This is a genomic window from Pseudomonas sp. 3B-A001-10F (assembly GCF_056313565.1).
Genome location: NZ_JBQYFW010000050.1, coordinates 1 through 26,611 on the forward strand (window position 1 = coordinate 1; position 26,611 = coordinate 26,611).

The following is a 26,611-nucleotide window of genomic DNA, read 5'->3' on the forward strand; positions in this document are numbered from 1 at the left end:
CAGGTACAGCGTGATCCTTGTGGGAGCGAGCCTGCTCGCGAAAGGGCCCGTCAAAGCACTGCAAAACTCAAAGTGACCGCGCAATAATCTCCTTCATGATTTCATTGGTGCCAGCATAGATCCGCTGCACCCGCGCATCCGCCCACGCCCGGGCCACCGGGTACTCCCACATGAAGCCGTAACCGCCATGCAACTGCACGCACTCGTCGAGCACCTTGCATTGCAGATCGGTGCCCCAGTATTTCGCCATCGCCGCCGTCGGCACGTCGAGCTTGCCTTGCAGGTGCAGCTCCAGACATTTATCGACGAACACTCGGCCGATCTGAATTTCCGTGGCCATCTCGGCCAGCTTGAAGCGGGTGTTCTGGAAGTCGGCAATGGCTTTGCCGAAGGCCTTGCGATCGCGGGTGTAATCAAGCGTCCATTGCAACGCAGCTTCAGCTGAAGCCAGGCCACCGATCGCCACCGTCAGACGTTCCTGAGGCAATTCCTGCATCAGATAAGCAAACCCGGCCCCGGCCTGCCCCAGCAGGTTTTCTTTCGGCACGCGCACGTCCTGGAAAAACAATTCCGACGTGTCCTGCGCCTTCATGCCAACCTTCTCAAGGCGCTTGCCCTTATCGAAACCCGGCGTACCCGCTTCCACCAGAAACAGGCTGGTGCCCTTGGCGCCGGCCTTTGGGTCGGTCTTGGCCACCACGATCACCAGATCCGCGAGAAAGCCGTTGGTAATGAAGGTTTTCGAACCGTTGATCACATAGTCGTCACCGTCCAGCACAGCGGTGGTCTTCACACCTTGCAGATCGGAACCCGCCCCCGGCTCGGTCATGGCGATGGCCGTGACCATCTCGCCCGAAACCAGTTTCGGCAGGTATTTGTGCTTCAGCGCCTCGCTGCCGTAATGCAGGATGTACGGCGCGACAATGTCCGAATGCAGCGAGAAGCCGATGCCGGTCAGGCCCAGTCGCCCGACCTCCTCGATCACCACCGCACTGTAGAGAAAGTCCGCCCCCAGGCCGCCGTATTCTTCCGGCAGGTGCGAGCAGAGCATCCCCGCCTCCCCGGCCTTGTTCCACAGTTTGCGGTCGATATGGCCCTGTTTCTCCCATTGCGCATGGAACGGCACCGCCTCTTTTTCGAGGAAGGTGCGGACGCTGTCGCGAAACAATTCGTGCTCGGAGCTGAACAAGGTTCTGGGGATCATGCGGCACCTTTCTTTGTTGTTGGCGGGAGATGGCCTTCAGAGACTAAGCCTCCCCTCTGACACAGGACACTGGACACATCCGACAAAAAATAAGACGATCCAGCCGTCTGGTGACCACTTTCCCTTATAAAAACAAAACAAAAGTTGAATTATGTCCAAGCAAGTCTCCACGCCCTTGCGGCGCGTCAGCATCCTGGCAATCGACCGGGTTTTCGCTTCCACTCTCATGCAAGCCAAGGATTTCTTCCATCTGGCCAGCCTGCGTTATGGCAAACAACTGGGTCACGGCCTGACACCGGCGTTCGAAACACGCCTGGTCAGCCCCGACGGCAAACCGGTGAACAGCTTCAGTGACGTGGTAATGCCGGTCGACGGTGGCCTGGAAAACGCCGACGTCATTATCCTCCCGGCGTTCTGGGACGATTTCGACACGCTGTGCGGCCGTTATCCCCAAGTGTTGCCCTGGCTGCGTGAACAGCACGCTCGTGGCGCGGTGTTGTGCGGCGAAGCCACCGGGGTGTTCTGGCTGGCCGAGGCCGGCCTGCTCAACGGCAAGGAAGCGACCACCTACTGGCGTTTCTTCAATGCATTCGCCGAGCGCTTTCCCAAGGTCTATCTCAATCAGGACAAGCACCTGACCGATGCCGACAACTTGTATTGCGCCGGCGGTACCACGTCAGCCTGCGATCTTTACATCTACTTGATCGAGCGTTTCTGTGGGGCCAACGTCGCGCAAGCCGTGGCCCGCGACATTCTCTATGAAGTGCAGCGCAGCTATGCGCCGGGACGCATCGGTTTCGGTGGGCAGAAGCTGCATCAGGACGTGATTATCCTGCAGATCCAGCACTGGCTCGAAGAGCATTTCGCCGACAAGTTCCGCTTCGAAGACGTCGCCCGCGAGCACGGCATGAGCATCCGTAACTTCATGCGCCGCTTCCAGACCGCCACCGGTGACAAGCCATTGCATTACCTGCAACGCCTGCGTATCGAAACCGCGAAAGGTTTGCTGTCCGGCAGCCGCAAGAGCATCAAGACCATCAGTTATGAGGTCGGTTACGACGATGCGAGCTTCTTTGCGCGGCTGTTCCGTCAGCATACTGAACTGTCGCCGAACCAGTATCGGCAGCAGTTCCAACAAGCCGCCTAACCCTCCCCCCCGTTGATCGTTCCCACGCTCTGCGTGGGAATGCTGCCAATGGACGCTCTGCGTCCGCCCCGGAATGTGACGCAGAGCGTCACGGTATGCATTCCCACGCGGAGCGTGGGAACGATCAGTGTGCGCGGGCCGGTGAATTCGAGATAAAAAAAGGGCCTGCAATTGCAGGCCCTTTTTTGTTTCGCGATTCTGCTTAAGGCTTGTGCGCCCGCGACAGGAATTCGTGCGATTGCATCTCCAGCAGACGGCTCAGCGTACGCTGGAATTCGAAGTTCAAACGGCCGCCGGTGTACAGATCCTTCAGCTCGACTTCAGCCGAAATGATCAGCTTCACGTTACGGTCGTAGAACTCGTCGACCATGTTGATGAAGCGGCGCGCAATGTCGTCAGTGGTGACGCTCATCTGCTCGACACCGCTTAGCAGCACGGCGTGGAAGATCTTGCCCAGTTCGATGTAGTCGTTCTGGCTACGCGGGCCGTCGCACAGCTCACGGAAGTCGAACCACGCCACGTCGTCACATGTGCGCAGGGCACGGATTTCGCGGTTTTCGATCATCAGCACATCGTTTTCGACCGCAGCAGTGCATTCCGGCGTCAGCGCCTTGAAGCTCTTGCGCAGACTTTCGTGAGCAGCTTCGTCGAGCGGATAGTGGAACAGCTCGGCTTGTTCGAGGTGACGCAGACGGTAGTCGACGCCGCTGTCGACGTTGACGATCTCGGTATTCTGCTTGATCAGCGCAATCGCCGGCAGGAAACGCGCACGTTGCAGACCGTCCTTGTACAGGCCGTCCGGAACGATGTTCGAGGTCGCGACCAGGGTCACGCCGTTCTTGAACAGTTCTTCCATCAGCGTGCCGAGGATCATCGCGTCGGTGATGTCGGAGACAAAGAATTCATCGAAGCAGATCACCCGCGACTCAGTCGCAAAGCGCTTGGCGATGATGGTCAGCGGGTTTTTCTCGCCGCCGAGGGTTTTCATTTCTTCGTGCACACGCTTCATGAAGCGGTGGAAGTGAGTGCGGGTCTTTTCCTTGAACGGCAGTGCTTCGAAGAAGGTGTCGACCAGGTAAGTCTTGCCGCGACCCACGCCGCCCCAGAAATACAGGCCCTTGACCGGCGTCTGATCCTTTTTGCCGAACAGTTTGCTCAGCAGACCCGGCTTGTTCTGATCGGCGGCGATCAGATCCTCGTACAGACGCTGCAAATGACGCACAGCAGTTTCCTGCGCGGCGTCATGGAAGAAGTCCGGGCGTTTCAGATCAGCTTGGTATCGTTCTAGGGGCGTCATAATTCGTTAGCAAGGCAACAAAAACGGGCCGTCACTGTAGCGACGGCCCGTGGGAATGGCAATCGGCCCTTGGTCGGACCGTGCCGCCGATTAGTCCTGAACCGGGGTCAGCGCGACGCGCAGAGCCTCGATGGCCGCGTCCCGCGCAGCAGTGTCAGCGAATGCCGGGCTGTCGCCAACACATTCGCCCTCCAGCCAGACGCTGAAGCTCAGGTCTTCGCTGCGCACGTCCAGCGGTTGGCCGGATTGCAGTTGCTTGGTCACCTGCCCGGCGGTTTTGCCGTCGGCGAAGTTGCGCGACAGCAGCAATTGCTCGCCATCGGCCGCCAGCAGACGGAAACGGAAGCTGCCGTCGTCTTCGCGGAAGCTGACGAAACGTGCGGATTTTGCGGCTTTCTTCTTTGTCGTCGCGGCGACTTGCACCTGATTAACGAAGGAACGCAGGCCAACGGCTTCGCGCAATTCATTGAGGAACGGCGTCGCCACGGCGCGGGCCTTCTTGGCGCCGATCTGCAGGATGTCTTCCAGGTCTGCCGGGCGCTCGATCAACTGGTGATACTTGTCGCGCGCTTCGCCCAGTTCGTTGTCGAGCAACTGGAACAGACGGTTCTTCGCCTCGCCCCACCCCAGACCACCGAGCAGTTCGCTGCGGAACTCATCAGCCTGCGCCGGTGTGGCGAACGCCTGAAACAAGGTGAACAGGTGCGAGTTGTCCGGATCCTTGGCTTCGCCTGGCGCTTTGGAGTCGGTGACGATCCGCGAAATCGCGTCCTTCATCTCTTTGGCGCTGGAGAACAACGGGATGGTGTTGTCGTAGCTCTTCGACATCTTGCGCCCGTCGAGGCCTGGCAACGTCGCCACGCTCTCTTCGATCAGTGCTTCGGGCATGGTGAAGAACTCTTTGCCCTGACCGAACAGATGGTTGAAGCGCTGGCCTATATCACGGGCCATTTCCACGTGCTGGATCTGGTCACGACCGACCGGCACCTTGTGCGCGTTGAACATCAGAATGTCTGCGGCCATCAGCACCGGGTAGCTGTAGAGGCCCATGGTGATGCCGGCGTCCGGGTCTTCACCGGTTTCGACGTTCTTGTCCACCGACGCCTTGTAAGCGTGCGCACGATTGAGCAGGCCCTTGGCGGCAACACAGGTCAGCAGCCAGGTCAGCTCAGGGATTTCCGGGATGTCGGACTGGCGGTAGAAGGTCACGCGGTCGACATCGAGGCCACCGGCCAGCCAGGTCGCGGCGATTTCCAGACGCGAGCGCTGGATGCGCAGCGGGTCATCGCATTTGATCAGGGCGTGGTAGTCGGCCAGGAAGTAGAACGAATCGGCATTGCTGTCGCGGCTGGCGAGGATCGCCGGGCGGATGGCGCCGGCGTAGTTGCCCAGGTGCGGCGTGCCGGTGGTGGTGATGCCGGTGAGGATACGGGTACGGTTCGTCATGGGTAATCGCTTGTCAGACTGCAATCAATTCGAGAGACGCGGCAGGATCAGATCCTTGAGATCGGTCAGCTTGCCATGAAAAAAGTGTCCGCATTCTGCCACTTTCAGCAGCTCATGGGGGCGCTGGAGTTTTTCCGACCAGGCGTAGACCAGCTGCGGATCGATGACTTCGTCGGTTTCCGGCTGGATCACGGTGAGTTCGCCATCTTGTGGCAATTGATCCTGTTCGCTAAGACGCATCACCGCTGGCGCGACCATGAACAGGTGCTTGAGCTGCACGCCCTGCGCTTCGAGTCGACCGCCGAGACTTGCTGCAACAAATCCGCCGAAGGAGAAACCGAACAGGGTCAGCGGCAGATTCGGGTGTTTCTCGCGCAGCCAGGCAGCGGCAGCCTGAGCATCGTCGACCTCGCCGGTGCCCATGTCGTGGGAGCCTTCGCTGGCGCCAACGCCGCGATAGTTGAAGCGCAAGGTGATCAGGCCGGCGTCGCGCGCGGTGCGCTGCAAGGTCGAGACGACCTTGTTGAGCATGGTGCCGCCCTGCACCGGGTTCGGATGGCAGATCAGCGCGATGCCGATTGGCTGCTCGTTATCCAGGTACAGAGACTCAAGTTGACCCACAGGGCCGTCAATCACTACAGGGGTTTCACGCATCAGCAAGGAAGGAACTCCGTGACCTCGAATCGGGTCGACTCGTCTAGCAAATTGTCTGTGCCAATCTATTGCGAGTGAATCGCGGTATACAGCGCAGGTTCGAGCCGTTAACGTAAAGCAAAGCCGTTTATAGAGGAAGGACTCGTGGAACACTCGCTCTTAGTTTGGTTGTTACCGACTCTTGCCCTGGTTGTGGGTGTCGCCATTGGATTCCTGATCGCGCGCGTTGCGCCGAACGCTGCGCCGAGCCGTACGCAGCGTCAACTGGATGATATCCAGGAGCGTTTCGACAGTTATCAAAACGAAGTGGTCACCCACTTCAACAGCACCGCGATGCTGGTCAAGAAGCTGACCCAGAGCTATCAGGAAGTGCAGGATCATCTCGCCGAGGGTGCCAATCGTCTGGCCCTGGACGAGCAGACCCGCCAGCGCCTGATCGCTGCCCTGCACGCTGACGCGGCAGTCGCGCCACGCGAACGCCTGACGCCACCGCGCGATCAGGAGCCACCGCGCGACTACGCACCGAAGACCCCGAACTCGCCGGGCATGCTCGATGAGCATTATGGTCTGAAGAAGTAATCAGTCTTCGCTGAAAACAAAAAGCCCCCGGACAGTGATGTGTCCGGGGGCTTTTTTGTATCCGATGATTTGTGCCTGATTGTTATGCCCCCTTCGCGAGCAAGCTCGCTCCCACAGGAATTGATGATGTACACAAAAGTTGTGTTCCACACCTAACCCTGTGGGAGCGAGCTTGCTCGCGAAGGGGCCGGCACAGGCCAGACAAAAAAATGCCCGATCGCAGGACCGGGCATTTTTTTCATTCTGACAAGCGCTTACGGATACTGCTGAACCGTACCCGGCTGCTGTTGCTGCTGACCACCATACTGCTGGCCCGGGATCGCCTTCAGGTTGACTTCAACCCGACGGTTCTGCGCCCGGCCATTCACATCACCGTTGCTGGCAATCGGGTTATCCGGACCGGCGCCACGGGCCGACAGGTTGGCGCCGCTGACACCTTGCGAAGTCAGGTAAGTCGCCACGCTCTGCGCACGACGCTGGGACAGGTCCATGTTGTGCTGGCGGCTGCCGGTACTGTCGGTGTAGCCGACAATTTCGATCTGGTTCTGGTTGAATTCTTTCAACGAGTTGGCCAGGTTGTTCAGCGGCTGGTAGAAGCTGGACGCGATGTTCGCCGAATCGGTAGCGAAGGTGATGTTGCCCGGCATGATCAGTTTGATCTGATCGCCTTGGCGCTGCACTTCAACGCCAGTGTTGGCCATGCTCGCGCGCAGTTTCTTTTCTTGCTGGTCGGCGTAATAACCGTAACCGGCGGCGGACGCACCCACCACCGCCGCACCGATCAAGGCACCTTTGCCGCGGTTGTCGTGACCGATGGCGGCACCGGCCAGTGCGCCGGCGAGTGCACCGAGGCCACCGTATTTGGCGGTTTTGCTCATGCCTTGCGAGCCACCGTCGGCCTGGCCCTGATTGTCATACGGGTTAGGCGAGGCGCAGCCGGACAGCAAGGCCACGGCAGTAGCGACAATAATCAAACGACGCGTGGTGAACATGGAGAGCTCCTGGTTTTTCGCATTCTGTGGTGCAGCGGCCACTGGGTTAAATGGACCTGCGCGGGCGTTTGATCATGACAATGCACAAAAATTCCGCCGGGCACTCGTGACAAAATATTTAGGCGCGCACAAACGGGTTTTCGCGCATTTCATCACCCAGACGCGTATCCGGCCCATGTCCGGTCACCACGGTCGCGTCCTCGTCCAAGGTGTATAGCCGCTGCTTGATCGAACGCACGATGGTCGCCTGATCGCCGCCCCACAAATCCGTGCGCCCTACGCCGCGACGAAACAACGTGTCGCCGGCTATCAACAGCTTAGCCTCGGAAAACCAAAAGCTCATGGAACCGGGTGTATGTCCCGGCGTGTGCAGGGCAACACCGCAACCGCAGGCCAGTTCCTCATCGTCGCTCAACCAGCGATCTGGCGATGGCACCGGTGTGTACGGCACACCGAACATCTGGCACTGCATTTCGAGGTTGTCCCAAAGGAACTGGTCTTCCTTGTGCAAATGCAGGGTCGCGCCGGTTTTTTCCTTCATCTGCCCGGAAGCGAGGAAGTGATCGAGATGCGCGTGGGTGTGAATAATGCTGACGACTTTCAGGCCATGCGCATCAAGGCGCGCCATGATCAGGTCAGGATTACCACCCGGGTCGACGACGATGGCTTTTTTGCTGATCGGGTCGCCGATGATGGTGCAGTTGCACTGGAGCGGGCCGACGGGAAAGGTTTCGCGGATGAGCGCTGTGTTCGGGGTTTGCATGGTTTTGATCCTGATGCCAAGGCGTGCCACTGCGGTTGTGATGCGCAAAATTGATGGGGTATCCTCGCGCCGTGCCAATTTTGAAACAAGACGGCAGGAAGCCAATGCCCCACTCTATGGAACACGTGCTCGTCGATAAAAGCGTCCTTTTTCTGGACCCGGACATTATCAACCGCATTCGCGCCAGGAATGGTCTGCCTTTTATCGCCCATTCCGATCTTCTGAAGCTTCAGTCCCTGACCGAGGGAAACGAGCAGGTCCACCGCAACGCACGGGATTTTTTTCGCTACTTCATCGGCAAACCGTCTCGGCCGCACCGTGCGCTCCCTAAAGGTACAGCGCTGCATCCCGGCGATCTGCTGGCCGAATGCTCGTTCAATGGCCAAGCGATCTTCGCGCTCAAACGCACGACCGCGCCGCCGGAGCAAAGCCCGTCGGTAGAAGTCGTCGACTTGTGCCGCCATTACGATCTGCTGCTACTGACATGCGACGAATCGCAGCTCGCGCAGTGCAAAGCCGCGCAGGCCAGAGCCCAGCGCTGGACCGGACAGGCACCGTCGCGACCACCTAAAAGTGCACCTGCACCAGCACCAGCACCAGCATCGATCGTGCCTTTCGACATGCCGGCAACCCCGCTCCTCACTGCCGACATGGTTATTCGCAACCAAGGTGAACGTGTCGCGGAAGGCTCGGTGGTGACCACCTCGAGCGGTCGTCAATTGACCCTGGATAAAGCCATCAGCGCCGGCGGAGAAGGAACGATCCATGCCGTGGCTGGCAACGCAGAAGTCTGCAAGATCTATCACATTGAAAAACTCACGACCCGGCGCCGCGAGAAAATCAGCCTGATGGTGACGCGTAAAATCGTCGAACCCGGCATTTGCTGGCCGACCGAGCTGGTGTTCAATGCGCAAAAGGAGTTCGTCGGTTATGTCATGCCTCGCGCGGATGGCAGAACACTTCACAGCACGGTATTCGTCAAACAGGTACTGCTGAAGACCTTCGCGAAATGGACGCGGCGTGACCTGGTGAATGTCGCGAGCGCCTTTTTGAAACAGGTGCACTATCTGCACTCGCTGAATATCATCGTGGGCGACATCAATCCGATGAACCTGCTCGTGACGGCAGACAGCAACAAGGTCTGGATGGTCGATACCGACAGCTTCCAGATTGCACATTTCCCCTGCGAAGTGGGCACGGTGCCGTTCACCGCGCCGGAAATCCAGGACGAAAAATATGGCGACTACCTGCGCACAAAAAATCACGAGCTCTTCGCCATCGCCACCATGCTGTTCATGATCCTGCTGCCGGGCAAACCACCCTATTCTCAACAGGGTGGCGGAACGGCTTCCGACAACATCAAGAACATGAACTTCCCCTACCGATTCAAAAAGGGCAGCGGCATCGGCCGGGCAAGCGTCGCGCCGGTGGGCGTCTGGCAGCATATCTGGAGTCATTTGCCGTATCCGCTCAAACAGGCATTCAGCAATACTTTCGAAGACAATCAGCGACGCCCCATTGATGACTGGCTGAAACTGCTGACTCAGTACGGCGAAGGGTTACGCAAAGGCAAACATTGCGATGATTTGTTTCCTGCCGCGTTTCATATCAAAGATCCCGTTGAAGACGTCTGTGGCAGTTGCAAAAAGCCCCACAAGGTGGCCAAGGACTGGTTTGAAAAAATGAAGGCGGCAGGCAAGCCGACCATATGCTCGGACTGCCAGAAAACAGCGAAACTGAAAAAGCTGGCCAGTGAGAGCCAAAAGAAAATCGAGCAGGCCGGCCAGCGTGCGGCGCCACCTCCGGCGCCCATCGCGCCTCGACCAACGCCGCCCCCGCCTCCCAAAGTGGCGGCACCGGCACCGAACCGTCCTGCGCCCACGGCTGCACCTGCGACCGCTAGCCCAACAGCGGCAAGGCCGCTGCAGCAACCGACTTCCGCTCGACCGCAACCCTATCGACCATTGCCAGTGCACGCGAGCAATCGGCAAAACATCTTTTTGCGCTGGTTCAAACGACTCTTGAAGCGTTGGCTGTAACGCTCACCCCACAAGGACAATTCCATGCCAGACAACTATCTCCTCAGTCAGGAAGAACTTGCTGAGAACCCGACCACACGCGTACCCGTCTGCCTCGTGCTGGATGTCAGCGGATCGATGGAAGGCGAGCCTATTGCAGAACTGCACTCGGGCGTTCAACAGTTTTTCGAAGCAATCAAGGACGATGAAATAGCGCAATATGCCGCTGAAATCTGCATCGTGACTTTTGGCGGAACAGCGCAGAAAGTCATGGATTTCGGTTCCATCAGCCGTCAGGACGTGCCGCCGCTGGTCGCTTCCGGCATGACCCCGATGGGGCACGCCGTGGGCATCGCTCTGGATTTGCTGGAAGCGCGCAAAGAGGATTATCAACAGGCTGGCGTGGATTACTTTCAGCCGTGGATGGTTCTCATGACGGATGGCGAGCCAACCGATGACATTAGCGAAGCAGCCACTCGCGTCAGCGACATGATCAGCAAACGCAAACTGACCGTGTTCCCCATCGCAATCGGTAAAGCCGCGAACGTAGAATCGCTGGCTCTATTTTCGCCGTCACGCCCGCCACTGCGCCTCAAAGGCCTGCGCTTCAACGAGTTTTTTGCCTGGCTGAGCAAAAGTGTTTCCCGTGCCTCACAGTCGACACCCGGTGACGCAGTGCCACTGGATATCAAAGGCATCGAAGCCTGGGGACAGGTCTGAGCCATGTCTGACCTCCCGGACTTCACCTGTAAAACCGCTTTCGCGTCGGTCGCGGGGCGCTCGCACCTGAAAACTCAAACACCTTGCCAGGACTATGTCGCGGCAAGAGAGTCCAACGGCGTGACCTGCATAGCCCTGGCTGACGGTGCGGGCTCCAGAGCCCGGTCGGACATCGGCGCCCAGGTCGCGGTCACCGCGACACTCGCCTACGTCTGCAAGAATTTTGAAAGCCTTTGGCAAAATATGGAAAAAATCCATGCGAAGGCAGCCCAGCGTCTGGTCAATCGCTGTCTGGACGCATTCAGGCGCAAATCCGCCAAGCACGGCGGCGACATCAACGATCTGGCGTGCACCCTGTCGTTCGTTGCTTACTCGCAGGGTCGCTACATGGCCGGGCACTTGGGCGATGGTGTCATCGCAAGCATTGATTCGGACGGGCAACTCCAGACTCTCTCGCCTCCAGAAAACGGTGAATACGCCAATACCACCTGGTTTCTGACTGACCCTAAAGCGATATCGAAGCTACGGTTGTACCGCGGCCACATCGACACGCCAACCGGCTTTGCGATCATGAGTGACGGCAGCGCAGAAAGCCTTTATCAAAAATCCAGCGGAGCACCCGCACCGGCAGTCAAGACACTGCTGGGGTGGAATGCGACGTTGCCTGGGAGAAAATTCAAAGCTGTGCTGAGCGAGAACCTGCAACAGTCCATCGCCAGCAAAACTACCGATGATTGCGCCTTGGGCCTGATGTCGATTCTTGAACGTGAGCGGTCGATAAAAGGCGTGGACGCTGACGAAGCGAAGTGATCGACAACCTCTGGCCCAAGGTTCGCCTTGCGCCAGAGGCATCCAGCTACGGTTACTGCAACACCCCCAATTCTTTCGCCCGGGCCACCGCTTGCGTGCGCCGCTCGACCCCCAACTTGCTGTTGATATGGCTGGCGTGGGTTTTCACGGTGTGCAAAGAGATAAACAACTGTTCACTGATCTGCTGATTCGAACAGCCTTGGGCGATCAGGCGTAGTACCGCCAGTTCGCGGCTACTGAGTTGCTCAGCCACTGCGCAATCCACAACCGGGCGAGACGTCGCTGGCGGGAAGTGTTCAAGCAGTTGCTGTCCTGTGAGCGCCGGCGAAGTCTGCAATTGGCTTCGCAGCCAATTCTCGTGCCCCTTCATCAAGGCATCGAACGGCTGCAGCACGCCTCCGGCGGCTGCTTCCAGCGCCTGACCCAATGCCTTGCGGGCTTCTGCCTCTCGACCGCCTGCCAGCAACAGCGCCACCTTCTGCGTCAACGCCATCACACTGAGCAACTGCCGGCCGGTTTGCTGGCCGTTTTCATGCAAGACGTTCAAACGCCCTTCGGCGAGCATCGGTTGGCCCTGATTCAGGTCGAGCAAAGCCTGTTGCAGTTCCACATGCAGCGGCAGTTGTGGATGGAACTCCGGCGGCGCAGCGGCGCGTTCGCCGGTGTAGGTCTGGCCCAACCGCGCCAGCCACGCCTCGGCCAGATCAGTACGGCCCTGCGCCAGCCATAGTTCACATTTGACCAGCGTGATCATCGCCAGATAGTAGATCGGCGGCACGTCCCAGATGTGCATCAGGCGTTCGGCTTCGGCGAGTTCGGCAAAGGCCTTGGCGAACTCGCCGCTGCCGCCATCCAGTCGAGCGATGACGCAATGGCCGATCAATACGCTGATATCGCGACAGGCTCGTGCCTCGCTGATCCCGGCCAACAACCGCACGCGTGCCGCCTGAGGCTGCAAGCGCATGGCCAACAGAAAACCCTCATACAACGTCAGCCGAGCGCGCACCGCGTACAGACGTTGTGGCGACAAACCACGCAGTCGCCCCAGGCCCTGATGGACTTCATCGAGTGCGCGCAGGATTTCGCCACGCGATTGCAACACCCGTGCACGGTCGTAATGGGCCAAAGCTTCGAACAACGGATTGCCGACCCGCTGCGCCAGCTCCAGGGATTCGCGGTTAAGACCGCGTGCGCGCCACAGATCGCCATCGGCAATGGCCAGATTGGACAAGGTCGATAGACACATCAGCCGTTGGCCATAACGTTTGGCCGGCAGGCTTTCCAGGGCCTCGGTGCAATATCTGATCGTCAACTCCCGATGCCCACGCCCTCGAGCGATGATCCCGCTCAACGCCAGCCATTGCGCCAGCATCGACTTTTGCGCGGTAGCGGAAGGCGCCGGCAGGAAACGGCTCAGATGGCTGGACAACTCTTCGGCGGCATCCAGCTGACAGGCCAGCCCCAGCGCCCAGCTGTACAACACGATCAAGCGCGGGGTGCTGATCAACAGGCTGTCTGGCAGGTCCATTTTCCAGCGCAGCAGCATGCCGACGTTTTGCTCGGCCAGCAGTTGCTCCTCCGAGAGGTTCTGTACCAGATTTGCCGCGACATCCAGGTGACCGGCACGCAACGCCTGCTCCACGGCTTCATCCAGCAGCCCTTGTGCGTTGAACCAGCGACAGGCACGCAGGTGCAGCGTTGCAGTCGGCACCATCGCCTGAGCAATCGGCCGACTGCGCAACAAATCCGAAAATAAATGGTGATAACGATACCAGTGACCGTGCTCGTCCAGCGGCACCAGAAAGACCTGATGGGCCAACAGGAAACGCAGGATCTCGGCGCTGTCGTGGGCTTCGCGAACGGCGTCGCACAACTCGCTGCAAAAGCGTTCCTGGGGGGCGGTGTCGTACAGAAAGGCTTGCACCTCGGCCGGCAGGCAATCGATGACCTCTTCCAGCAGATAGTCGCGGATCAGCCCTTCCCCACCGTTCAACGCTTGCGGTAACGCAGCATCGCTGCCGGCCTCAGACACCGCGAGCAGCCAGAACCGCAAACCGGCGACCCAGCCTTCGCTGCGCTGGATCAGGTTTTCCAGCGCTTCACCGCGCAGCGAACTGCTGTGGCGATCGAGCAAGGTCAGGGCTTCGTCGTGAGTCAGGCGCAGATCCGCTTCATGCAACTCCAGCAACTGCCGTGACAGACGCAAGCGCGCCAGATGCCAGTCCGGGCGCTGGCGACTGGTGACCATGACCAGCAAGCCATCGGGCAAATGGTTGAGGAAAAACTGCAGGCAGCGATCGAGCACCGGGCCTTGCGCAAGATGGTAATCGTCGAGCACCAACAGCAGTGGCGCGCCGGGATCGAGGTGCAGGGTCAGTTCATCGAGCAAGCCGTCGAGCCATTCTTCGAAGGCAAAGGGCTGATGGCGCTGGCGCATTTTCAGCAGGCCGAGTGCGCGACTGCCCAGTTGCGGAAAGTAGTCCTGCAAGCCTTCGAGCAGACGTTCGAGAAAGCGCCCCGGGTCGCTGTCGCGAGGACTCAGGCCCAGCCAAAGGCTTTGCCAGTGTGCCGGCAGACTCTGACAGAACTCCACCGCCAGCGAGCTCTTGCCGAACCCGGCGGGAGCACTGACCAGCAACAGACGCCCACCGAGCCCGGCCTGCAGGCGCTCGCAAAGGCGTGGTCGCAAGACGTAGCCGTCGGGCAGCGGCGGGCGGAAAAAACGCCCGTCCAGTGCCGCGATGGCAACGCTTGCGGGACCCGGAAGTGGGGACAGATCAGTCATGGCCGGCTCTTGTTCGAATTGCTGTTGGCGGCGTTGCAGATGTCCGCAGACTAGCCTTAAACGAACCGGTTATGAAGGTTGCTGCTACAAATGGCTACAAAAAGGCTACACGCAAAAAAACGCCCCGAACCAGTCGGGGCGTTTTCACGAGGATGCGGCCTCGGGTTACAGCGGGTTAGCGAACGCCATCCTGACGCAGTGCGGCCGGGGTGAAGTCGCTGGTGGTGGCGGTGAAACCGAAGTCATACGCACTCTTTTCCTCGTTCTTCATGCCCAGTGCCAGATAGCGGCCGGACTGCAAGTCGTAGAGGGTTTCCAGGGCATACCACGGCACTTGCTTGTCGTAGTAGTTCTCGGCATGCGCTTCGGCGACGCGCCACAGTTGGCCACGACCGTCGTAGTGATCGATCACGGCGGCTTGCCAGGTGTCTTCGTCGATGTAGAAGTCACGTTTGGCGTAGATGTGACGCTGACCTTCTTTCAGGGTGGCAACCACATGCCAGACGCGGCGCAGCTCGTAACGTGCCAGATCCTGGTTGATGTGACCGGCCTTGATGATGTCGGCGTACTTCAGTTTCGGATCGTCGAGCTTGTAGCTGTCGGAGGCGATGTACATCTCTTTCTTGCCTTCGAGCTTCCAGTCGTAGCGATCCGGCGCACCGTTGAACATGTCGAGGTTGTCGGAGGTACGCAGGCCATCCGCCGCAGTACCCGGGCCGTCGTAGGACACTTGTGGCGCACGACGCACACGACGCTGGCCGGCGTTGTAGACCCACGCCGAACGTGGTTCCTTCACCTGATCGAGAGTTTCGTGCACCAGCAGCACACCACCGGCCAGACGTGCCGGCGCGGTCACTTTCTGCTTGAAGTAGAACAGGATGTTGCCCGGGTTCGCCGGATCGTAGTCCTTCATCTTGTCGCGGAACACGAACTGATCCTGGAAGTACACCAGGCTGTACGAGCCGTTCGGCTGAGGTGTGGCCTGGGTCACCAGACGGGTCACGCTGCCGCCGCGATAGCGGGTGATGTGGTTCCAGATGACTTCCACACCGGTTTTTGGAATCGGGAACGGTACAGCGGTATCGAAGTTTTCCAGACCGTTGCCGCCGGACACCAGGTTGGTGGTGGTGGCGTTTTTCTTGATCGCTGCGAACACGTCATCCGGCACGGTCGCACCACGATGGGACGGGTAGACCGGCATCTTGAAGGTGTCCGGGTAACGCTTGAACATCGCGTACTGACCTGGCGCCAGCTTGTCCTTGTACTTGTCGACGTCTTTCGCAGTGATGGTGAACAGCGGTTGCTCACTGGCGTATGGATTGGACAGGAAACCCTTGCTGTCGACCGAGCCGGCATTCTTCGGCAGCGGCTTCCACGCCGGGATCGAACCGTCGGCGTTACCGGCCATTTCCGCGCCCATCGGCGTCAGGCTCTTGCCCAGTTTGTCGGCTTCGGCAGCAGGCACGGCGGCCATGACGCCGGTCGCCAGCAGCGACAGACCCAGAACCCCGGCGTGGAACAGACTCTTTGTTATTTTCATAAATTCGTTCGTCCTGAAATGCAGTGCTTAGAAGTTCACGCCGAAGCTGAGCGCAACAAAGTCGCGGTCATCCACAGTGGTGTACTTGCCGTCGAAGAAGTTGGTGTACGCCAGGCTCGCGGTGTAGGTGTTCTGGTATTCGGCATCGACGCCCAGGCTGACCGCTTTGCGACCTTCCTCGAAGTTGCCGCCAGGGCCTGGCGAGTAACCGCTGACGTCGTGGGACCAGGCCACGTTCGGCTTGAGGTTCACACCGGCGAAGACGTCGTTGTATTCCCAGATGGCGCGACCGCGGTAGCCCCACGACATCGAGGTGGTGAAGCCGTCGTTGTCGCAATTGCGGCTGCGGTTGTTCTGCGGTGAGCCCGGCCCGGCACCATTGATGGTGCTGGCGTTGAGAATATTGGCGCAGGTATTCACACCGCCAGTGGCCGGCAACTCACCCGGGCCGTATACCGGATCGCGGCCATAGCGCTTGTCGGAACGGCTTTCCAGCCCGCCGACGTAGGTCGCGCCGACTTCGCCGACGAGGGTCAGACGGCTGGCGCCCATGACCTGATCGAAGAAGTGCGTGAACGTGGTCTGGATCTGGGTGATTTCCTTACGCTCGTAACCGTGCAGGTCCTGACCCGGCACGCCATTGAGGATCGAAGCGTTGGTCAGTGCCCCGCCGATCGGACGCACACCGGCAAACAAAATGTCGGTGGAGTTCAGTTGTACCGGCGCGTTCGGCCGGTAGCTGATCTCACCGCTCCACGCCGTACCGGTAGGCAGGGTGGTGGAGAAGCTCAGACCGTAGAGGCGAATGTCTTCAGGGTATTCAATGAAGTAGTTCGAGTTACCCGCGACCAGCAACGGTGCAAGTGCCGCAAACGGCCCCGGCAGCGCGCGCGCGGTGTTGTAGACCGATTGCGGAGCACCGGTGGCGCTGAAGATCGGCGCACGGCTGTGGTAGTTCATGAAGTAGGCGCCGAACTCGGTGTCCAGCGGTTCGTACATGTACTTGAAGGACGCGCCCCACTGGCCGCTGTCACGGGCATCGCGGTCCGGACCACGGCGCACCAGAACGCCTTCTTCGTTGACGTTGACACCGTTGGCCGCCAACGGCCCCAGGGCGATGGCCGGGATTTGCGAACGCTTGTTCAGCACGCGCAGGTTGTCGTTGCAACCGTCGGCAACGATGTCTGGCTGCGAGAAGAACGTGCCGCAGTTATCGACGACGGTCTGGTCCCATTCCAGCTGATAGAACGCTTCGGCCGAAAGGTTTTCGGTCAGGCTCTGGGACACGTAGAACATGTTGACCGGGATCAGGCCTTCCTTGATCTCGGCGCCCGGACGACGGAACGCGGAAACGTCGATCGGGTTGATCGAGTTGATGCCGCCACCGATGAAGGTACTTTCACCCCAGCTCACCACCTGCTTGCCCAAACGCACGGAACCTGGCTGATCGGCGATCGCGTAGTTGTGGTAGACGAAGGCGTCGAGGATCTGCCCGCCGGACGACTTGGCACCCTCTTTACGGCCCGAATCGCTGATGTCCTTGAACTCGCGGCTTTCGTCCTTGAGCTCAAAGTCGTACCAGTATTTGCCACGGACAAACACGCCGGTGTCGCCGTATTTCAGTTCAAGGTCATGGATGCCCTTGAAGATCTTCGAAAAGGTTTCGCCGCTCTTGAAGTTGGCGTGGCCATCGTCAGAAGTCTGCGACAGACCATGGCCGCCGTTGTTGACGCCGATGAGGTTCTTGTTCGGGCTCTGGGTAGACCAACTGGCACCGATCGACAGGGAAGAGTCGAACTGGCCTTCGATTTCACCGACGTTGAAACTGACGCCGAATGCGGGCCCGGCGAGCGAAGAGGCAAGACTGACTGCCAGAGGCAGTTTCGCCCGGCGCCAGAACTGGTTTACTGAGGTCATCGACGCTACTCCATGTGCATTATTGTTATGGCAGTGAGTACTTTTAAAAACGCCTGAAGGACCGGGTGCCAGAGACAACCCGAAATCACTCCAAAAATGCATCGCCCCGTTTTGTGCGTGTGCCCCGTTCTTAAAAATCCTTGAGCGGACTATAGCCAGCAGGTGGTACTGCTTGATCCCTCTAAAGTGTGATTTGCAGCTGCCAACCACTCTGGAACAGTCCTTTCGCCAGTCCGACGCATGTCGGCACGGCAAGGATGGCTGATTTTTTCGATTTCACAAGCCAAGCGCTTGCTTGGTGGGTCTGGCGCGCCGGTTTCGGCGCGCCAGCAGACACTCAAAGTGTCGAGAGGAAGGTGCTGTTGTTGGCCTGCCATTCGGTGATGTCGAGGCGGATGCGCTTCTTGTCGAGCTTGCCGACACTGGTCTTGGGAATTTCGGTAACAAGGGCGATCTGACTCGGGATCGCCCACTTGCTCAGGTGTCCCAATTCCACGAACGGCTTGAGGTGTTCCTTGAGCTCGCGTGCCCCGATCACATGCCCTTCACGGATTACTAGCAAGGCAAACGGACGCTCGCCCCACTGCGGATCGGCGATGCCCACCACTGCTACTTCGCGTACCGCAACGTGACGGCTGATCAGGTCTTCGAGATCCAGCGAAGAGATCCACTCGCCGCCGGTCTTGATCACATCCTTGATGCGGTCGCGGATGTCGATCACGCCCATGCTGTCGAGTGTGGCAACGTCGCCGGTGTGCAACCAGCCACCAGCCCAGAGCTCGGCGCCCTTCTGCGGTTCGTTGAAATAGCCTTCGGTGAGCCATGGCGCACGCAGCACCAGTTCGCCCTGGGTCTCGCCGTCGGCCGGGAGAAAGTTACCCTCGGCATCGACAATCGCCGCTTCCACCAGCGGCCCCGGCACACCGGCCTTGATCCGGTAGGTGGTGCGTTCGTCTTCAGTGCCGGCCATCAACTCATCATTGAGGTGCGCACAGGATACAAGCGGCCCGGTTTCCGACATGCCGTACGCAGCGGTGAGCTGAATGCCCCGCGCCTTGGCGGTTTCATACAAGGTGCGATTGAGCGCGCTGCCGCCGATGACAATTTTCCAGCCGCCGAAATCGGTGCCTTGCGCGCCTTTGGCGTTGAGCAGCATTTGCAGGATGGTCGGCACGCAGTGGGAGAAGGTAACCTTCTCCTTGCGCCACAACTCGACGAGAAACTCCGGATCGTAGCGCCCCGGATAAACCTGTTTGAGGCCAAGCATGGTCGCCACATACGGCAGGCCCCAGGCGTGTACATGGAACATCGGTGTGATCGGCATGTACACGTCGTTGGTGCCGAGCAGGCGTACGCTGTCGATCGCGCCCATGATCGTCGACACGCCCATGGTGTGCAGGACCAGTTGCCGATGGGTGAAATACACGCCTTTCGGATTGCCCGTGGTGCCGGTGGTGTAGAACGTGGTGGCGACCGAGTTTTCGTCGAAGTCCTGGAAGTCGTACTGCGGGCTCGCGGCGGCCAGCAGTTGTTCGTACTCACCGACCAGGTTCGGCAGCTCGGCGGTTTTTTCCGGCAGATCAGTCAGCAGCAGGGTTTTCTCGACCGTGCTCAGGTGCGGTGCGATTGCCTGGTAAAGACCGACGAACTCGCTGTTGACCAGCACAAAGCGGTCCTCGGCGTGGTTCATGGTGTAGAGGATCTGTTCCGGCGACAGGCGCACGTTGATGGTATGAATCACCGCGCCAATCATCGGGATCGCAAACATGCACTCCAGGTAACGATGGCTGTCCCAGTCCATCACCGCCACGGTGTCACCGGCCTTCACACCGGCCGCCGTGAGCACGTTGGCCAACCGCGCCACACGCTCGATCAGGGTCGGGTAGCTATAGCGAATCTGGTCACGGTAAATGATCTCGCGGGTTTTCTCGTAACGGGCGCCGGACATCAGCAGCCGTTTGATCAGCAATGGATACTGGTAGGCCCCATCGGCCGGGGGAATGACGCGAGTCTGCAACATAAGAATCCCTTTTCTGACTGCACGGTGTTGGCGTAGAGATTGGTACTCTAGAACCCTTATACGCCAGCCAAATCAGCCAAAGGAATGATTTGCAAAGCCGTACAAATGCTAGCTTTGCGCCAGCATTTGCCGGTTTTCGCTAATGATCAGGCTGTTTGCCCTACAGCCTCCTCGGAAGGCGTCCGTGGGAATACGACTGCTGCAAGGAAGGTCAAAGCGCCGAAACCCGCAAGAATCAAGTACAGGCCTACAAAACCATGGCGCGGTTCGACATAGGAAATCAGCGGAATCGCCGCCGCACTGGCACCGAACGATAAACAGTAACGCAGGGCGAACACCCGTGATTGCCATTGCGGGGCGACGAAGTTGGCGACCATCGCATCGTTGACGGTGACCTGACCGAAGACCACGAACATGAACGCTGCGCCGAGGGCGATCACCGCCCAGCCGTCGGCATAGGCCAGCGCAAACAGCAGCGGTGCCTGGCACAGCGTCAGGACAATGAACGGCCATTTCAGGCTGAGCCGATGCAACATCCGACCAATGCTCAACTGTGCAACCGCACCAAAGGCATAGGCCAGACTGACCACCACACCAAGGGTTTGCGGCGAGGCAAACAGCTCATGCAAACGCTCCTGAAACAGCTTCGGATAGGTCATGGTGGTGGCGTTGAACACCACGCCGCCAGTGGCCGTCGCCAGCGCCAGCACGCCGAACACCATGAGCATGGAAATACGCTGGCCAGCGGCCCCCTTGAGTGGCGTGTGCGCACGCTTCGGAATCGGCTCTTCACGCACGTGCAAGGCGAAGCCAACTCCCAGCACAATCGCCACTGCGCCCGGTATCAGAAACGCCGAGCGCCAGCCGAATTGCGCCACCAGCAAACCGGTGATCAGCGCCGAAAACGCCACACCCAGATTGCCCCACATACCGTTGATGCCGATTTCCCGGCCGCGATTTTGTGCATAAGCGACCAACATCGCCGTGCCGACCGGGTGATAAATCGCCGCAAAAATACCGATCAGGGTCAGACCGATCACCAGCATGGCCGGGCTGCTGCTCAGGCCAGTGAAAATCGCTGAAGCGCCGATGCCGAAGAAAAATACCAGCATCATCTGCCGCCGACTCCAGTGATCGCCCAGCCAACCAGCGGGTAGTGAACACGCGCCGAAGGCAATGAAGCCGCCCAGTGACAGGCCGATCAGCGTGGCGTAGTCGAGACCGAAGGCCTGCGTCATACCGAGCACGGCGGCGGGAAATATCAGCATGAACATGTGATCGATCACATGGGCGGCGTTGATATAGCGAATGACGTTTCTGGATTGATTCATGGCGGCACGCTTTACGTTGTTGTGTGGCGCTATGCTAAGTTGGCCACAAAGCGCATTCCTGCCAGACAAGTCATCGAATCAGACATGTTGATCAGCCATTTCGAACACGGCCCGGTGAGCGCCTACCCCCGGGATTATCTGGATGGCGCCCACCAGCCGCTGCACCTGCATCGCGAGGCGCAGTTGTTGTATGCGGTCAGCGGGATCATGCGCGTGGTCACGGACTCGGGTGCATGGGTGATTCCGCCTAGTCGCGCGGTGTGGATTCCGCCAGAAGTGGCGCACGAGATTTTCATGAGCGGCGACGTGCAGATGCGCTCGCTGTTCATCGCGCCAGAACTGTCACCCGCCAGCCTGCAACAGTGCTGCGTATTGGCGGTGACGCCGCTGCTGCGCGAGCTGATCCTGCGTGCCGTGCAAGGGCCGCCGCATGCCGACAATCCGCTGATTCAGCAGTTGATGCTGGAAGAACTCGCCAGTCTGGAAAACCTGCCGCTGCACATTCCGATGCCAACCGACCGGCGTCTGCAAAATATCTGTCTGGCACTGCTGCACACCCCCGATCACACCAATACGCTGGAAGACTGGGCGCAGCAGGTCGGCGCCAGCTCACGCACGCTGGCGCGGCTGTTTCAGCAACAAGTGCAGATGAGTTTCAACGCCTGGCGCCAGCAACTGCGCCTGATGGAAGCCCTGCCGCGCCTGCTCGCCGGGGACAGCGTGCAGCGTGTGGCGCAGGACTTGGGTTACGGCAGCGCACGGGCGTTCAGCGCGATGTTTCGCCGTTTGCTGGGAGAGAATCCCCGCGACTACCTGAACACCCTGAGCAAACTCAGCGAACTGGTGTAAGGCCCTGTGGGAGCGAGCCTGCTCTTAGTGCATCTCGGTGAACGCGATTTTCACGCCGAGAGCGATCAGCACCGCGCCCATGGTGCGGTCGAACCAGTGGCCCATGCGGGCGAAACCGGCACGCACCCGCTGCTGACTGAACAACATCGCCACCAGACAGAACCAAAACGCAGTCGCGACCGCCAGGTAAATCCCGTAACCGGCCTGCACCGCCAGTGGCGTGTGCGGGTTGATCACCACAGTGAACAGCGACAGGAAGAACAGCGTGGCTTTCGGATTAAGACCATTGGTCACGAAGCCCGACGTGAACGCGCCGCGAGCCGTGCGTACGCCGGCCTCTTTGTGCAAGTCATCGGCCACGGCTTTGGCGGGTTGCGCGCGCAATGCCTTGAAGCCGATGTACAGCAAGTAAGCCGCCGCCGCCCATTTCAACGCGTTGAACAACACGATCGATTGCGACACGATCAGGCCGATACCGAGCAGCGAATAACCAACGTGCAGGAAAATCGCCGTGCCCACGCCCAATGCGGTCCAGGTACCGGCGCGACGACCGTGGGTCACGCTCTCGCGCACCACCACCGCAAAGTCCGGGCCGGGGCTGGCGACAGCCAGCAGATGGATCAGTGCAACGGTCAAGAACTCGGTCCAGTACATGGGGGCTCCTTTCGGCCAAGCGTATCAATTTGTTTCATCTGGTAGGCTCGGCAGATTACGCCCTACGCTCACAGCACGAAAGGTACAGTTGATGACGAACACGCACCGCGCGGTATTCCTTGATCACCCTTCGCTGGATCTCGGCGACCTCGACCTCAGTCCGCTGCGCGAGTGTTTCAGCGATCTGCAGCTTTTCGCCCAGACCTTGCCCGAGCAGGTTGCCGAGCGCCTGCAAGGGGCGACGGTGGCGATCACCAACAAGATCATGATCAACGCTGCCGCCATGGCCGCCAACCCCGCTCTGAAACTGATCCTGATCACCGCCACGGGCACCAACAACGTCGACCTCGTCGCCGCTCGTGCTCAGGGCATCACCGTGTGCAACTGCCAGGGTTACGGCACGCCGTCGGTGGCGCAACACACGATCATGCTGTTGCTCAACCTCGCCACGCGTCTGGCCGATTATCAAAAAGCCGTTGGCGAAGGTCGCTGGCAGCAAGCCAAACAGTTCTGCCTGCTCGACTATCCGATTGTCGAGCTGGAAGGCAAAACCCTCGGCCTGCTCGGTCATGGCGAACTCGGCGGCGCTGTGGCGCGATTGGCCGAAGCGTTCGGCATGCGCGTGTTGCTCGGGCAGATTCCCGGGCGCCCTGCTCGTCCGGATCGTTTGCCGCTGGATGAACTGTTGCCGCAGATCGACGCCCTCACCCTGCACTGCCCGCTGAACGAACACACTCGCCATTTCATCGGTGCTCGCGAGTTGGCGTCGATGAAGCCCGGTGCGTTCGTGGTAAACACCGCGCGTGGCGGTCTGATCGATGAACAGGCGCTGGCCGAAGCCCTGCGCAATGGTCACCTTGGCGGCGCGGCCACCGATGTGTTGAGTGTAGAGCCGCCGACCCAAGGCAATCCGTTGCTCGCGGCGGACATCCCACGCCTGATCGTTACGCCACACAATGCCTGGGGCAGCCGCGAGGCTCGGCAGCGCATCGTCGGCCAATTGACCGAAAACGCTCAGGCGTTCTTCAGCGGTAAGGCGCTGCGGGTCGTCAGTTGATAAACTGCGGCACTTTTTTTTGAGGAGCAGTTATGGATCCGCGCAGTGAAGTACTGCTTCGTCAGCCCGAGTTGTTTCAAGGTTCGTTGTTGTTGGCCGGTTTGCCCGCCGATGATTTGCTCGGACGCCTGCCCAACGCATTCGGCTGGTGCTGGCATGCCGGCGACCAGGCCGCACTGGATGCCCGTTTCGAAGGGCGCAGCCATTTCGGCGTGAACATTCCCGAGCGCGAGTTCGACAGCGCCGTGGTGTTCCTGCCCAAGTCCAAAGACCTGACCGATTACATCCTCAATGCCGTGGCCTCGCGTCTGGCCGGGCGTGAAGTATTTCTGGTCGGGGAAAAGCGCAGCGGCATCGAAGGCGCATCCAAGCAGCTCAACCCGTTCGGCAAGCCGCGCAAACTCGACAGCGCGCGGCACTGCCAGCTCTGGCAAGTCACCGTGGCCAACGCCCCTGAAGTGAAATCCCTGGAAAGCCTGGCGCAGACCTATGAATTGCCTTTGGCCGAGGGTCCGCTGAAAGTTATCAGCCTGCCGGGCGTGTTCAGCCACGGTCGCCTGGATCGCGGCAGCGCCCTGCTGCTGGAGCATCTGGACAAATTGCCGAGCGGCCATCTGCTCGACTTCGGTTGCGGTGCCGGGGTTCTGGGCGCTGCGGTCAAGCGTCGCTACCCGCACAATCAGGTGACCCTGCTTGATGTCGATGCGTTCGCCGCCGCCAGCAGTCGCCTGACATTGGCGGCCAATGGTCTGGAAGCTGAAGTGCTGACTGGCGACGGTATCGATGCCGCGCCGATGGGTTTGAGTGCGATTCTGAGCAATCCACCGTTCCATGTCGGCGTGCACACCGATTATTTCGCAACCGAGAACTTGCTGCGAAAAGCGGCCAAACATCTGAAAAATGGCGGCGAACTGCGCTTGGTGGCGAACAGCTTCCTCAAGTATCAACCGCTGATCGAAGAGCATCTGGGCGTCTGTGCAATCAAGGCCGAAGGCAATGGTTTCCGGATTTACCGGGCCAAGCGCGGCTGAAAATTTGTTCTTGCTCAATCGGATTTGCGAAGGCAGAATCCGCTCCGTCCTAGGGGAGTAGTCTCCCACGAGCGCCAAGCTCGTCCGGCATACGTCAACATACTTGATCCTCAGATCATGGCGTATGCGACCCAAGCGTCCGCAGCAGACGGATCGCAGGGTTTGACAAGACCTATGACACGCACACCTTACCCGGGGCGGGAAGGCTGTACGTGTCATAGCCGTGTCGACCCGCCCCTTAGGAAATCCTGATGCTGGACTCGTTACTCGTTCCCACCGCAATCGTTGCCTTGGCCGAAATCGGCGACAAGACGCAACTGCTCGCGCTGATTCTCGCCGCTCGCTTCCGCAAACCCTGGCCGATCATTGCCGGTATTGTCGCCGCGACCCTGGCCAACCACGCAGCAGCCGGTGCGGTAGGCGCCTGGTTTGGCAGCTTCTTCTCGAATGCCACGCTGCACTGGATTCTCGCCGCAAGCTTTACGGCCACGGCGCTGTGGACACTGGTTCCGGACAAAATGGATGACGATGAAACCAGCACCGCACGCAAGTTCGGGCCGTTCCTGACCACGCTGATTGCGTTCTTCCTGGCGGAAATGGGCGACAAGACTCAGGTCGCGACGGTGATGCTCGCCGCGCAATATCCGGATCTGTGGCTGGTGATTATCGGTACCACGGCAGGCATGCTGATTGCCAACGTGCCGGTGGTGCTCGCAGGTAACTTCGCCGCAGACAAACTGCCGCTGACCTTGATCCGTCGCCTCGCGGCTTCGGCATTCATGATTCTGGCGATTGTTGCGGTGTACAAGGCGATGCAGAGCAGTGGCTGGGTTTAATCCTCAGTGAAGGATCGTTCCCACGCTCTGCGTGGGAACGATCACTGACTCAGGATTTAGGAGCCTTTTCGTACAACGGCATGACCTTCGGAATTGCCGCCTGCAACGAGGCAATCCGGCTGGTCGAAGCCGGGTGAGTGCTCATGAACTCCGGCGGCGAACCTTCCGACGCCTTGCTCATTTTGTTCCACAGCGTGATCGCGGCGTTCGGGTTGTACCCGGCGCGTGCGGCCAGTTCCAGACCAATCAGGTCGGCTTCGTTTTCGTTGGCGCGGCTGTTCGGCAGGGTCATCCCGTAGTTGGCCACGGTATCAGCCAGCGCCAGACTGTCCTGCCCCAGGCCGAGCAACGCACCCGCGCCCTGTTTGGCCATTTCAATCCCGTACGCCTTGGACATCGCTTCACGACCGTGCTCGCGCAAGGCGTGGGCAATTTCATGGCCCATGACCGCGGCGATTTCATCGTCGGTGAGTTTCAGACTGTCGATCAGCCCGGTGTAGAAAATGATCTTGCCGCCAGGCCCGCAGTTGGCGTTGAGCTCATCGCTCTTGATCAGATTGACTTCCCACTGCCATTGCGCAGCATCCGGACGGAAGTTCGGCGCCTGGGCGATCAGACGGTTGGCAATCGCCTGAACCCGCTTGGCCTCGGGACTGGTCTTGTCCAGCACACCTTTGCTGGACGCCTCGCCGACGGTCTTCTGATACGACTGCGCATACATCTGGTCGACCTCTTGCGAGGACAGCATGCTGAACATGTACTGCTTGCGCTCCACACCCACGGCACCGCCGCTGGTGGTGTTGACCGACTGACAACCGGCCAGCAACAGCGCTGCGCTCAGTGCACTTACAACCAATGTCTTGTTCATTCAAAAGCTCCCTGAAAACCTGCGCGTATCCTAGGCGGGTAATTGTATCGACGCCAGATACAACGGACGTGTTGCAGCGACTTTCAGACGTTT

At 59.6% G+C, this 26,611-nt stretch carries 22 protein-coding genes and 1 riboswitch; of the genes, 9 read left to right on the top strand and 13 right to left on the bottom strand.

The window, feature by feature from the left end:
- Positions 1 to 67: 67 nt before the first annotated feature.
- The gene (locus AC0ZWN_RS27470; RefSeq protein WP_099757146.1) at positions 68 to 1,204 is read right to left on the bottom strand and encodes an acyl-CoA dehydrogenase family protein; all 1,137 of its coding nucleotides are present in this window, start codon (positions 1,202 to 1,204) and stop codon (positions 68 to 70) included.
- Between the two features lie 250 nt (positions 1,205 to 1,454).
- On the opposite strand from AC0ZWN_RS27470, the gene AC0ZWN_RS27475 reads away from it, so the two are divergent.
- Positions 1,455 to 2,351, top strand: a complete 897-nt coding sequence (locus tag AC0ZWN_RS27475) for a GlxA family transcriptional regulator (RefSeq protein ID WP_175555647.1) — start codon at positions 1,455 to 1,457, stop codon at positions 2,349 to 2,351.
- A 202-nt stretch (positions 2,352 to 2,553) separates the two neighbouring features.
- Here AC0ZWN_RS27475 and zapE read toward each other — a convergent pair whose 3' ends face one another.
- From zapE to AC0ZWN_RS27490, 3 genes are all read right to left on the bottom strand, one after another.
- Positions 2,554 to 3,648 (bottom strand): cell division protein ZapE, encoded by a 1,095-nt coding sequence (gene zapE, locus AC0ZWN_RS27480; RefSeq protein WP_034156483.1) that lies wholly within the window; start codon positions 3,646 to 3,648, stop codon positions 2,554 to 2,556.
- Positions 3,649 to 3,738: 90 nt separating this feature from the next.
- Positions 3,739 to 5,094, bottom strand: a complete 1,356-nt coding sequence (locus tag AC0ZWN_RS27485; protein ID WP_476337496.1) for a tryptophan--tRNA ligase — start codon at positions 5,092 to 5,094, stop codon at positions 3,739 to 3,741.
- Positions 5,095 to 5,118: 24 nt separating this feature from the next.
- Positions 5,119 to 5,748, bottom strand: coding sequence for an alpha/beta hydrolase (locus AC0ZWN_RS27490; protein ID WP_476337518.1), 630 nt, complete (start codon positions 5,746 to 5,748; stop codon positions 5,119 to 5,121).
- Between the two features lie 144 nt (positions 5,749 to 5,892).
- Between AC0ZWN_RS27490 and AC0ZWN_RS27495 the strand changes: the two genes are divergently transcribed.
- Positions 5,893 to 6,327: a Z-ring associated ZapG family protein gene (locus tag AC0ZWN_RS27495; protein ID WP_007917055.1), complete on the top strand. Its 435-nt coding sequence runs from the start codon at positions 5,893 to 5,895 to the stop codon at positions 6,325 to 6,327.
- Between the two features lie 254 nt (positions 6,328 to 6,581).
- Here the strand turns inward: AC0ZWN_RS27495 and AC0ZWN_RS27500 are convergent, their stop codons facing one another.
- Complete coding sequence (locus tag AC0ZWN_RS27500; RefSeq protein ID WP_099757148.1) at positions 6,582 to 7,319, bottom strand: YiaD family glycine zipper/OmpA-like lipoprotein; 738 nt, start codon at positions 7,317 to 7,319, stop codon at positions 6,582 to 6,584.
- A gap of 118 nt (positions 7,320 to 7,437) precedes the next feature.
- On the bottom strand, positions 7,438 to 8,082 hold the full coding sequence (locus tag AC0ZWN_RS27505) for an MBL fold metallo-hydrolase (RefSeq protein ID WP_476337499.1): 645 nt from the start codon (positions 8,080 to 8,082) through the stop codon (positions 7,438 to 7,440).
- 116 nt (positions 8,083 to 8,198) lie between these two features.
- Here AC0ZWN_RS27505 and AC0ZWN_RS27510 point away from each other — a divergent pair, with 116 nt between their 5' ends.
- From AC0ZWN_RS27510 to AC0ZWN_RS27520, 3 genes are read left to right on the top strand one after another with little or no spacing between them, the layout of a single operon-like run.
- Positions 8,199 to 10,121, top strand: coding sequence for a protein kinase domain-containing protein (locus AC0ZWN_RS27510; protein ID WP_476337501.1), 1,923 nt, complete (start codon positions 8,199 to 8,201; stop codon positions 10,119 to 10,121).
- Between the two features lie 24 nt (positions 10,122 to 10,145).
- Positions 10,146 to 10,820, top strand: coding sequence for a vWA domain-containing protein (locus AC0ZWN_RS27515; RefSeq protein WP_186624765.1), 675 nt, complete (start codon positions 10,146 to 10,148; stop codon positions 10,818 to 10,820).
- 3 nt (positions 10,821 to 10,823) lie between these two features.
- The gene (locus AC0ZWN_RS27520) at positions 10,824 to 11,630 is read left to right on the top strand and encodes a PP2C family serine/threonine-protein phosphatase (protein WP_476337503.1); all 807 of its coding nucleotides are present in this window, start codon (positions 10,824 to 10,826) and stop codon (positions 11,628 to 11,630) included.
- Between the two features lie 52 nt (positions 11,631 to 11,682).
- Here the strand turns inward: AC0ZWN_RS27520 and AC0ZWN_RS27525 are convergent, their stop codons facing one another.
- The 5 genes from AC0ZWN_RS27525 to AC0ZWN_RS27545 all read right to left on the bottom strand — a co-directional run bounded on the left by AC0ZWN_RS27525 (position 11,683) and on the right by AC0ZWN_RS27545 (position 21,223).
- On the bottom strand, positions 11,683 to 14,415 hold the full coding sequence (locus AC0ZWN_RS27525) for a winged helix-turn-helix domain-containing protein (RefSeq protein WP_476337505.1): 2,733 nt from the start codon (positions 14,413 to 14,415) through the stop codon (positions 11,683 to 11,685).
- A 175-nt stretch (positions 14,416 to 14,590) separates the two neighbouring features.
- Positions 14,591 to 15,955, bottom strand: a complete 1,365-nt coding sequence (locus AC0ZWN_RS27530; RefSeq protein WP_095050635.1) for a DUF1329 domain-containing protein — start codon at positions 15,953 to 15,955, stop codon at positions 14,591 to 14,593.
- Between the two features lie 27 nt (positions 15,956 to 15,982).
- Positions 15,983 to 17,872 carry a DUF1302 domain-containing protein gene (locus tag AC0ZWN_RS27535; protein WP_016985157.1) on the bottom strand — a complete coding sequence of 630 codons (1,890 nt, stop codon included), beginning with the start codon at positions 17,870 to 17,872 and terminating at the stop codon, positions 15,983 to 15,985.
- Positions 17,873 to 18,209: 337 nt separating this feature from the next.
- Entirely contained in the window at positions 18,210 to 19,892 is a 1,683-nt protein-coding gene (locus AC0ZWN_RS27540) for a fatty acid--CoA ligase (RefSeq protein ID WP_220556978.1), read from the bottom strand.
- A gap of 146 nt (positions 19,893 to 20,038) precedes the next feature.
- Positions 20,039 to 21,223, bottom strand: a complete 1,185-nt coding sequence (locus tag AC0ZWN_RS27545) for an MFS transporter (RefSeq protein WP_476337508.1) — start codon at positions 21,221 to 21,223, stop codon at positions 20,039 to 20,041.
- A gap of 84 nt (positions 21,224 to 21,307) precedes the next feature.
- On the opposite strand from AC0ZWN_RS27545, the gene AC0ZWN_RS27550 reads away from it, so the two are divergent.
- A complete protein-coding gene (locus AC0ZWN_RS27550; RefSeq protein ID WP_476337510.1) occupies positions 21,308 to 22,072 on the top strand; it encodes an AraC family transcriptional regulator in 765 nt (254 codons plus the stop codon).
- Between the two features lie 24 nt (positions 22,073 to 22,096).
- Here AC0ZWN_RS27550 and AC0ZWN_RS27555 read toward each other — a convergent pair whose 3' ends face one another.
- Entirely contained in the window at positions 22,097 to 22,726 is a 630-nt protein-coding gene (locus tag AC0ZWN_RS27555) for a LysE family translocator (protein WP_093441294.1), read from the bottom strand.
- A gap of 91 nt (positions 22,727 to 22,817) precedes the next feature.
- Here AC0ZWN_RS27555 and AC0ZWN_RS27560 point away from each other — a divergent pair, with 91 nt between their 5' ends.
- The 3 genes from AC0ZWN_RS27560 (at position 22,818) to AC0ZWN_RS27570 (ending at position 25,650) form a co-directional block, all read left to right on the top strand.
- Positions 22,818 to 23,783 (top strand): 2-hydroxyacid dehydrogenase, encoded by a 966-nt coding sequence (locus AC0ZWN_RS27560; RefSeq protein ID WP_095050631.1) that lies wholly within the window; start codon positions 22,818 to 22,820, stop codon positions 23,781 to 23,783.
- Positions 23,784 to 23,815: 32 nt separating this feature from the next.
- On the top strand, positions 23,816 to 24,814 hold the full coding sequence (locus AC0ZWN_RS27565) for a class I SAM-dependent methyltransferase (RefSeq protein ID WP_093441302.1): 999 nt from the start codon (positions 23,816 to 23,818) through the stop codon (positions 24,812 to 24,814).
- 39 nt (positions 24,815 to 24,853) lie between these two features.
- A riboswitch (yybP-ykoY riboswitch) is annotated at positions 24,854 to 24,978 on the top strand.
- An 87-nt stretch (positions 24,979 to 25,065) separates the two neighbouring features.
- A complete protein-coding gene (locus AC0ZWN_RS27570; RefSeq protein ID WP_007912813.1) occupies positions 25,066 to 25,650 on the top strand; it encodes a TMEM165/GDT1 family protein in 585 nt (194 codons plus the stop codon).
- A gap of 49 nt (positions 25,651 to 25,699) precedes the next feature.
- Here the strand turns inward: AC0ZWN_RS27570 and AC0ZWN_RS27575 are convergent, their stop codons facing one another.
- Positions 25,700 to 26,518: a M48 family metallopeptidase gene (locus tag AC0ZWN_RS27575; RefSeq protein WP_093441307.1), complete on the bottom strand. Its 819-nt coding sequence runs from the start codon at positions 26,516 to 26,518 to the stop codon at positions 25,700 to 25,702.
- Between the last annotated feature and the right edge of the window lie 93 nt (positions 26,519 to 26,611).